The sequence below is a fragment of the Myxococcus sp. CA039A genome (assembly GCF_013336645.1).
In the GTDB taxonomy this organism is placed as follows: Bacteria; Myxococcota; Myxococcia; order Myxococcales; family Myxococcaceae; genus Myxococcus; species Myxococcus llanfairpwllgwyngyllgogerychwyrndrobwllllantysiliogogogochensis.
The window spans coordinates 1-7,831 of record NZ_JABUMQ010000431.1 but is presented as its reverse complement, the minus strand read 5'-3'; the positions used below and the strand labels follow the sequence as shown (position 1 = coordinate 7,831).

The 7,831-nt window shown below is 71.7% G+C and carries 6 protein-coding genes; 3 read left to right on the top strand and 3 right to left on the bottom strand.

The window, feature by feature from the left end; translation table 11 throughout:
• The first annotated feature begins 2 nt into the window (after nt 1–2).
• The 3 genes from HR086_RS42430 to HR086_RS42420 all read left to right on the top strand — a co-directional run bounded on the left by HR086_RS42430 (nt 3) and on the right by HR086_RS42420 (nt 2,615).
• The gene (locus HR086_RS42430) at nt 3–161 is read left to right on the top strand and encodes an MYXO-CTERM sorting domain-containing protein (RefSeq protein WP_373564426.1); all 159 of its coding nucleotides are present in this window, start codon (nt 3–5) and stop codon (nt 159–161) included.
• A gap of 45 nt (nt 162–206) precedes the next feature.
• Nucleotides 207–2,000 carry a bifunctional UDP-sugar hydrolase/5'-nucleotidase gene (locus tag HR086_RS42425; RefSeq protein WP_174468474.1) on the top strand — a complete coding sequence of 598 codons (1,794 nt, stop codon included), beginning with the start codon at nt 207–209 and terminating at the stop codon, nt 1,998–2,000.
• A gap of 225 nt (nt 2,001–2,225) precedes the next feature.
• A complete protein-coding gene (locus tag HR086_RS42420; protein ID WP_141645569.1) occupies nt 2,226–2,615 on the top strand; it encodes a hypothetical protein in 390 nt (129 codons plus the stop codon).
• A 77-nt stretch (nt 2,616–2,692) separates the two neighbouring features.
• Here the strand turns inward: HR086_RS42420 and HR086_RS42415 are convergent, their stop codons facing one another.
• From HR086_RS42415 to HR086_RS42405, 3 genes are all read right to left on the bottom strand, one after another.
• Nucleotides 2,693–5,470, bottom strand: a complete 2,778-nt coding sequence (locus tag HR086_RS42415; RefSeq protein WP_174468473.1) for an Hsp70 family protein — start codon at nt 5,468–5,470, stop codon at nt 2,693–2,695.
• 25 nt (nt 5,471–5,495) lie between these two features.
• The gene (locus tag HR086_RS42410) at nt 5,496–7,358 is read right to left on the bottom strand and encodes an Hsp70 family protein (protein ID WP_141645567.1); all 1,863 of its coding nucleotides are present in this window, start codon (nt 7,356–7,358) and stop codon (nt 5,496–5,498) included.
• A 62-nt stretch (nt 7,359–7,420) separates the two neighbouring features.
• Nucleotides 7,421–7,831, bottom strand: a 411-nt coding sequence (locus HR086_RS42405; RefSeq protein ID WP_174468472.1) for a DUF2760 domain-containing protein, incomplete at its 5' end; no start/stop codon positions are given.

The window sequence follows — 7,831 nt, the reverse complement described above, 5'->3', positions numbered from 1 at the left end:
GAATCGGAGGGGGCGGCGGGCGCCCCTCGCCGGGCGGTGGCGGTATCGACCTGGACAACGACACGTCTGGCTGCACGTGTGCCGCCGCCTCCGTGCCCGGTAGTGTGCTCCTCGGCCTGCTGGCCCTGGGGTTGTCGGTGCGCCGACGCCGCGAGCGCTGAAGCGCGTTGCCATGGGGCGCGGGGCACGATGAAGTGCGGCCGCTCATGCGTTCCTCGCGTCCCTTCCTCCTCGCGCTCGTGACTTGTGCCGCCGCCTGCGCCGGCACCCAGCCCTCCGCGCCTGTCTCCTCGCCTCCCGCTTCACCAGTGCGAATCACCCTGGTGGGCCTCAACGACTTCCACGGGCAGGTGGAGCCGCACCGCGCGCGGCTCGCGGATGGTCGGACGGTGGAGGAGGGCGGCGCCGCCACCCTCGCCGCGTATGTCGCGCGGTTGCGCGAGGACAACCCCGGAGGCGTGCTGCTCCTGGATGGTGGCGACCTCTTCCAGGGCACGCTGGCGTCCAACCTCACCGAGGGCGCCATCGTCGTCGACGTGTACAACCACCTGGGGTTCACGGCGGCGGCCATCGGCAACCACGAGTTCGACTACGGGCCCGTGGGGCCCGCGCCCATGGCCTCGGGCTCTGGCGAGGACCCGCTCGGCGCTCTCAAGGCGCGCGTGAAGCAAGCGCGCTTTCCGTTCCTGTCCGCCAACCTCCGCGACGCGACGACGGGGAAGACTCCCGCGTGGCTGGGCAACGACGGCACGCACATCGTCGTGGTGAAGGGCCTTCGCGTCGGCGTGCTGGGCCTCACCACCGAGTCGACCCCGAGCGTCACCAATCCGGCCAACGTCGCCTCGCTGCGCTTCGCGCCCCTGGCGTCCTCGGCGCTCGAGGCCTCACGCTCCCTGCGTGAGCGCGGCGCGGACGTGGTGGTGGCGGTGGCGCACGCGGGCGGCCAGTGCTCCGACATGCGCAACCCCCGGGACACGTCGAGCTGCGACAGGGGCGACGCTGAGATTCTCGACATGCTGGCCGCGCTGCCCCAGGGCACGCTGGACGCGGTGGTGGCGGGGCACACGCACCAGACGATGGGCCACTTCTTCGACGGGGTGCCCATCATCGAGACGACAGGGCAGGCCCGCTCGCTGGGCGTGGTGGAACTCTTCGTGGACCCCGTGCGCCGCCGCGTGGACCCGTCCCTCACTCGCATCCAGGCCGCCATTCCCCTGTGCACCCAGGTGGAAGCGACTCATGGCGGCTGTGATGCACGGCGCCTGCGCGAGCGCGCCGAGGTGAAGCTCGCGCCCGCGGTCTTCCTGGGCACCCCGATGCAGCCGGATGCGGAAGTGACGCTGCTGCTCGCGCCCACGCTGGCGGAGGTCGATGCGTCCCAGGGACGTGCGTCGGGCGTCTCCTGCGCCTCGCCCCTCGCGCGCGGCTTCACGGAGGAGGGCGCCCTGGGCAACCTCATCGCGGATGCGCTGCGCGAGGCGGCCGGCGCGGACGCCGCGGTGATGAACCCCGGAGGCATCCGGGCCGACCTGCCAGGTGGGACGCTGTCCTTCGGCCACGTCTACCAGGCGCTGCCCTTCGACAACACCGTGGCCGTGCTCACGCTCACCGGCACCGAGCTGCGGCACCTGCTGGAGCTGGCCCATGGGGTGGAGCGCGGCGCGGTGTTCGCCGTGTCGGGACTGGAGCTGACGCTGGCCCGCTGCCCCGGGCCCGGCCGGCTACAGGGTGTCACGCTGGAGGGCGGCAAGCCGCTCGTGCCAGAGCAGCGCTACCGCGTGGCGGTGCCGGACTTCCTCGCCCGGGGTGGTGACGGCGTGGACGGCGTGACGCGGCCGCTGCCCCCCGAGCGCACCGAACTCTCCCCGGTCCGGGGAATGGACCTGCGCCAGGCGCTGATCTCCTACGGCCGTTCCCACGGGGGCGTCCTGCCCACGCCCGCGCTGGGACGCGTGCGCTACAGCGGTGTCGCACAGGTGTGTCCCACAGCCTCTCGCTGAGAGAACCTGGGCTGAAAATTCGACCGCGAGCTGATCCGCTGGCGGTGAATGGGGCCGCCAACCCTTGGAAAGATCAGCGGAAACGCTCCCGGGCCGATTTTTCGGCCTGGGATCAGTTTTCAACGGAAGGAAGAGTCCTTACTCTAGGGCTCGCGAGTGCCCGTGCCGAGGTGGCCCCGTCATCAGGGACTGCGTGCGAGGGCCTCCGAGAGCGGAGGGACTGACATGCTCTACAAAGTGACCCCGATGATGCCGCCGCCGCCGGACAAGGCGAAGCCGCGTGAGCCGGGGCAGGCCCAGCCGCGCAAGCGGCGCAAGTCCGCCGTCTACGACGCGGATGGCCACGAGGTGCTCATCTCGTTGATGTGCATCAAGTGTCGCACCCTGAAGCCCCTGGCCCAGTTCGGCCTGCGGAAGATGGCGGACGGCGCCATCCGCAACCAGCCCTGGTGCCGGACGTGCCGCTCGGGCGCGGGCACCAAGAAGCCCAAGGCTGGCAAGGGCGAGGCCACCGCCGCGCCCACCGAGGCCGCGCCGGTGCTCCAGGTCGTCGAGCGCGCCGCTCCCAAGGCCACCGCCGAGGTCGCCGAGCCCGCAACGCCCGCGCGGGGCTGAAGGCTCTTCGCTCCGAAGTCACCCCTCCGGGTCGACCATGTCCTGGCCGACCTGAAGGGACGTTTTCGAGTCCCTCGTCACGACAGTCGCAGGCCCGCCGGCAGCGTGTCGCCGAGCGCGCGTGCTTCATCCGCGGCTTCCAACGCCACCACTTCGCGCACCATGCGCACCCACGTCTCCGACGCCTGCGCGGCGACGAGCGCCTGCGCCGCGCGCTCGCGCAGGGCCGGGTCCACGTCTCGCGTGCGGTCTCCCGTGAGGCGGGCGAGCTGCGCGGCGGCGAACGGCGCGCCGTCAATCTTCCGCAAGTCGAGCTCCAGCAGCAGCGTGAGCCACGCCTCCGTGGTCTCCACGTCCACCACCTTGTGGCCGCTGCCGTAGAGGGGCACGCGTGCGCCCAGTCGGCCCAGCGCCCAGGCCCACGGCCCGCCAGATTTTGCCTCGGCCTTCAGCCGCTCGGCGATCCACCGCCCCACCTCCGCCTTGTCCGAGGGCGACAGGTGCTCCAGTGAGGCCGCCGTGCGCACCATCTCCTCCAACCCCTCGGGTTGGATTCCCTTGAGCTTGCCGGGAGGCGGCGCGCCGGGGGGCACCTTCCTCGCGAGGTGCGGCTGGAGGTAGGCGTAGAGCTTCTGCTGCTGCGCCTCGTTGAGCCCGCCGGCGATGCGGCGCCACATCACCCAGAACTCCGTCCACACCGCCTTGTCCGAGTGGTGCTGCACCAGCGCGTCGAAGAGGCTGAAGGTCTGCTCCGCGCGCCAGCCATCCAGCGGATAGCCGAAGCCCGGGCGCAGGGTGAAGCCCGCGAGGCTGTAGAAGACGCGCTCGTGGTCCTCGCTGCGACGGCGCTTGCTGGCGCCCGCGTACAGGGTGCTCCACATCTCGCGCAGCACCGGCACGCGCCACGTGTCGCGAGGCCCCAGCGCCTTCTCCAGCGTGCGTGAGAGCTGCTTCACGTCCTTGGGGCCCAGCGGCAGCGGCTTGTTGCCGTAGACGCGCTCGATGTTGTCCTTCGCCTCGGCGAAGCGCGCGGGCATGGACTCGGTGACGGTCAGCTCGTGGGAGCCGCCGGTGCCGCGCAGCTCGAACTCCAGGCGCCACCGCTCGTCCGCGACGTCGGAGACGCAGTACAGCTCCAGCGTGCCAATCTCCGTCAGCGCCGCCTGGAGGTGCACCGGCACGTCCGCGACTTTTCCCGCCGCGCCCTTGAGCAGCGTGTGGATGGGCGGCAGGGGCTTCAAGTCCTCCGCCAGCGGCACCAGGTCCCCAGGCTTGTCGATGCGGTCGCTCGTCGTCGAGTAGAGCTGGAACTGCACGGGCCGGCCGAGCGTGAGGGTGAAGGGGCGCTCACCCAGGTCGACCTTCTGGCCCTCCTCGAAGCCTCGGGGAATGAGGCAGAGGGCGGGCTGCTCCGCGCTGTCCGCCGCGCGCTGCAGGCCCACGTAGTACGCGCGCGCCGCGCCACCGCCGATGCGCAGGCCGTGACCACGCCGCACCAGCCCGTAGTACGCCGCGCCCCGCGCCACGGCCAGCTCCAGCGATTCGTGGCGCAAGAGGGAGATGGTCGGCGCGTCGGGCCACCACGCGGACACGGCCTCCACCAGTCGCTGCGAGATCCAGGGCGAGTTGAAGACGCCGCCGTTGAGGAGGATGGCGTCGGGGCGGGGGAGGGCGCCCTCGAAGGCAGGCGTCTCTCCCAGGGCCACGAAGCCCGCCGCCGCGTGCTGCGCGAGGAAGGCGGCCAAGTGACGCGTCACCGCCGCGTCCTGCACGTACGGCAGGCCCAGTTCCTGGAGCGCCATGCGCGCGGCGCGGCGTGGCCGCTCCGTGGGCGGGGTGCGCGGGAAGAAGCCGTCCAGCACCAGCGCGTGGGCCTCCTCGCGCGTCAGCTCGGACGACAGCGTTCCTCCCAGCAGTCGGCTGCCCTCGCCCGCGAGCGACACGCCGTACTTCTCCGGTGGCGCCTTGCCCAGCAGCGCTTCCTTCGCGGTGCGCGCGGCCTGAATCGCCTGCGTCCACTGCGTGGCGGACAGGCGGCGTCCATCCGTCAGGAGCTTCTCCTCGACGCGCCGGGCCAGCGCGGCGTCCATGTTGTCGCCCCCCAGCATCAGGTGGTCACCCACCGCGAGGCGCCGCAGCATGGGGCCTTCGGGCGACACTCCCGCGTGCACCAGCGTGAAGTCCGTGGTGCCGCCGCCCACGTCCACCACCAGCACCAGCCGGACGTGCGCGAGCGTCTGCTCCAGCTCCGCGCGGTGGCGCGCGGTGTAGTCGTAGAAGGCGGCCTGGGGCTCCTCGAGCAGGGTGAACTTCTCGAGCCCCGCCTTGCGCGCGGCGCTCACCGTGAGGGCGCGCGCGGCCTCGTCGAAGGAGGCGGGGACGGTGATGACCACCTCCTGCTTCGACAGGGGCTCATCCGGGTGCGTGAAGTCCCAGGCGCGCGCCAGGTGCGTCAGGAGCAGGGCGCTGGCGTCGACGGGAGACAGCTTCTGGACGTCGGCCGGAGCGCCCCAGGGGAGGATGGGCGCGGAGCGGTCCACGCCCGGGTGACACAGCCAGCTCTTGGCGCTGGCCACCAGTCGCCCCGGCACGCGAGCACCCTGCCAGCGCGCAAGCTCCCCCACCACCCACGGACCGCCGTCATCGCCCCAGGGAAGCCGGAGGGACTCGGCGCTCAGCTCGTGCCCCGCTGGCACGTACACGGTGGAGGGAAGCAGCGCGCGCGGCGCCACCTCCCCCTGACGGACCAGCTGAGGGACGGGGAAGTCCTCCACGGGCGCGCTCGCGCCCCGGGCGGGGTCCACGGACGCCACCGCGCAGTGGGTGGTGCCCAGGTCGATGCCAACGATTCGCATACACCTCCGTTTGCCGGCCGGCGTTCTACTCCTTCATGCGGACGTTGAGCTCCAGCTTCCAACGTCCGGCGCCACCTTTCTCCAGGCACCGCAGCTCCAGCGTCCCCACCTCCGTCACCGCGGCCTGCAGGTTGACGGGGGTCAGGTCGCCAAAGGCCGAGGCCTGTCCGGGCATGGTGGTCTCGATGGGGGCCAGCTCCTCCATCTCCCCCTTCGCCAGCTCGTCCGCCACGTCATCCACCATGACGCCGACCTTGTCGTCGCGCCGCATGGAGGAGGAGAAGAAGCGGAAGCTGGTGGGCTCGCCGGTGACGAGGCCGAACTCCTGCGGCGGCACATCCGCCTGCGTGCCTTCCTCCATGCCGAAGGGCGCCACGCACAGCGCCTTCACCGGAGGCTCGAAGCCGGGCACCGCGGGCATCGCCGACTCCACGCCCACGTAGTACGCGCGCGCCGTGCCACCGCGGATGCGCAGGCCGTTGCCCTGGCGCACCCAGCCGTAATACGCCGCGCCGCGCGCCACCGCGAGGTCCAGGTCCGCGCCCTCCAGCTCCTTGGCGGGCTCCCCCCCGTCCGCCTTCAGCCACATGTTGAGCACCTCCATGACGCGCTCCTTGAGAGGGCCCGCCTTGAAGACGCCCCCGTTGAAGAGCACCGCCGTCGGGTGGAGGAAGGACTTGTCGCCCACGTCCACCGGCGCGTCGTGGCTGGCCGCCAACGCCTGGGCCTGCCGCGTGAGGAAGGCCGCCAGATGCCGTGAGACGCCCGGGTCCTGCGCGTAGGGCAGCGCCATCTGCGCCAGGCCCATGCGCCGCGCGGTGCGGGGCAGCTCCGCCAGCGGTGTCACGGGGAAGAAGCCGTCGGTGAGGACGCGGTCCAGCTCCTCGCGCGTCAGCTCCGTGCGCAGCGTGCCGCCGATGAGCGACGAGCCCCGTCCAGGGATGGAGATGGGCACCTTGTCGAGCGAGGTGTCGCCGTACAGCGTCTCCTTCGCCTGCCGGCAACCGTGGGTGAGGGCGTTGAACTGCCACGGGTCCAGCTTCTTTCCGTCGGCGGCCAGGCGCTGGTTGAGCGTGTGCGCCAGCGCCAGGTCCATGTTGTCGCCGCCCAACAGGATGTGGTCGCCCACCGCCACGCGCAGCAGCTCCACCTCGCCGCCGCTGTCTCGCACGGTGATGACGGAGAAGTCGGAGGTGCCGCCGCCCACGTCCACCACGAGGATGACCTCGCCGGGCTTCACCTGCTGGCGGAAGTTCTCCCCCATCGCCTCCAGCCACGCGTACAGCGCGGCCTGCGGCTCCTCGAGCAGGGTGAGGTGCTCGATTCCCGCCGCCTTCGCGGCCTCCAGCGTCAGCTCGCGCGCCGCGGCGTCGAAGGACGCGGGGACGGTGACGATGACGTCCTGGGAGGCCAGCGCGTTGCCGGACTCGTCATCTCCCTGGGCGAAGGTCGTGTCCCATGCCTCCTTGAGGTGGCGCAGGAAGCGCGCGGACGCGTCCAGCGGGGACACGCGTTGCACGTCCTCCGGGGCCTGCCACGGCAACAGCGCCGAGCGCCGGTCCACGCCGGGATGGGACAGCCAGCTCTTGGGGGAGGAGACCAGCCGGGTGGGGACCTTGGCCCCGTGGGAGCGGGCGAACTCTCCGATGATGGAGGTGGCGTCCTTGTTCCACGGCAGGGCGAGGCTGCCCTGGGGAAACTCCTGGGCGGAGGGCAGATAGAGGAAGGAGGGCAGCAGCGGGCGCGCTTCCAGCGTGCCGGGCGCGGTCAGCTGGGGGATTGGCAACATCGACTGCGCGCGTCCCCGGGCCTTGCTGTCCTCGAGGTTGAAGTAGGACACCGCGGAGTGCGTGGTGCCAAGGTCGATGCCGATGGAATAGCGGGCCATATCGGGCTTGAACTCCTTGAGGGCTCCCTTTTTGTCCGGTCTGCGCGTCCGCTGAGCGACGCTCAGGCGAGCTCGACTTCCGCTGGAGCGAGCACTCGCGGGTCCATGGCGGGGCTCACGACCGGAAACTTCACCTCCGACGTCACCCACCCATGGTGGCGCAGCGTGCCGGTGTGCGGGGGCTGGCCCGTCACGTTGCCGATGAGGCGGATGCGCTGGGCATCGAAGGACACGGGCACGGTGACCTGGTCCCCCTCCGACTGGGGGAGCACCGGCTGGAGCGTGAAGTACTGGCCCATCACCTTGCGGCACCCCTCATGGACGGTGCGGCAGGCGGCGCCCACCTCGGCGTCCGAGAAGGCGGCCACGTTCTCCTGGAGGAAGTCCACCAGCCGACCTTCCCGCTGGAGCATGGCCAGCAGGGCCAGGGCGCTGGCGTGCTCCCGCTCGGGCGGAAGGGCAGGGGGCGGCGG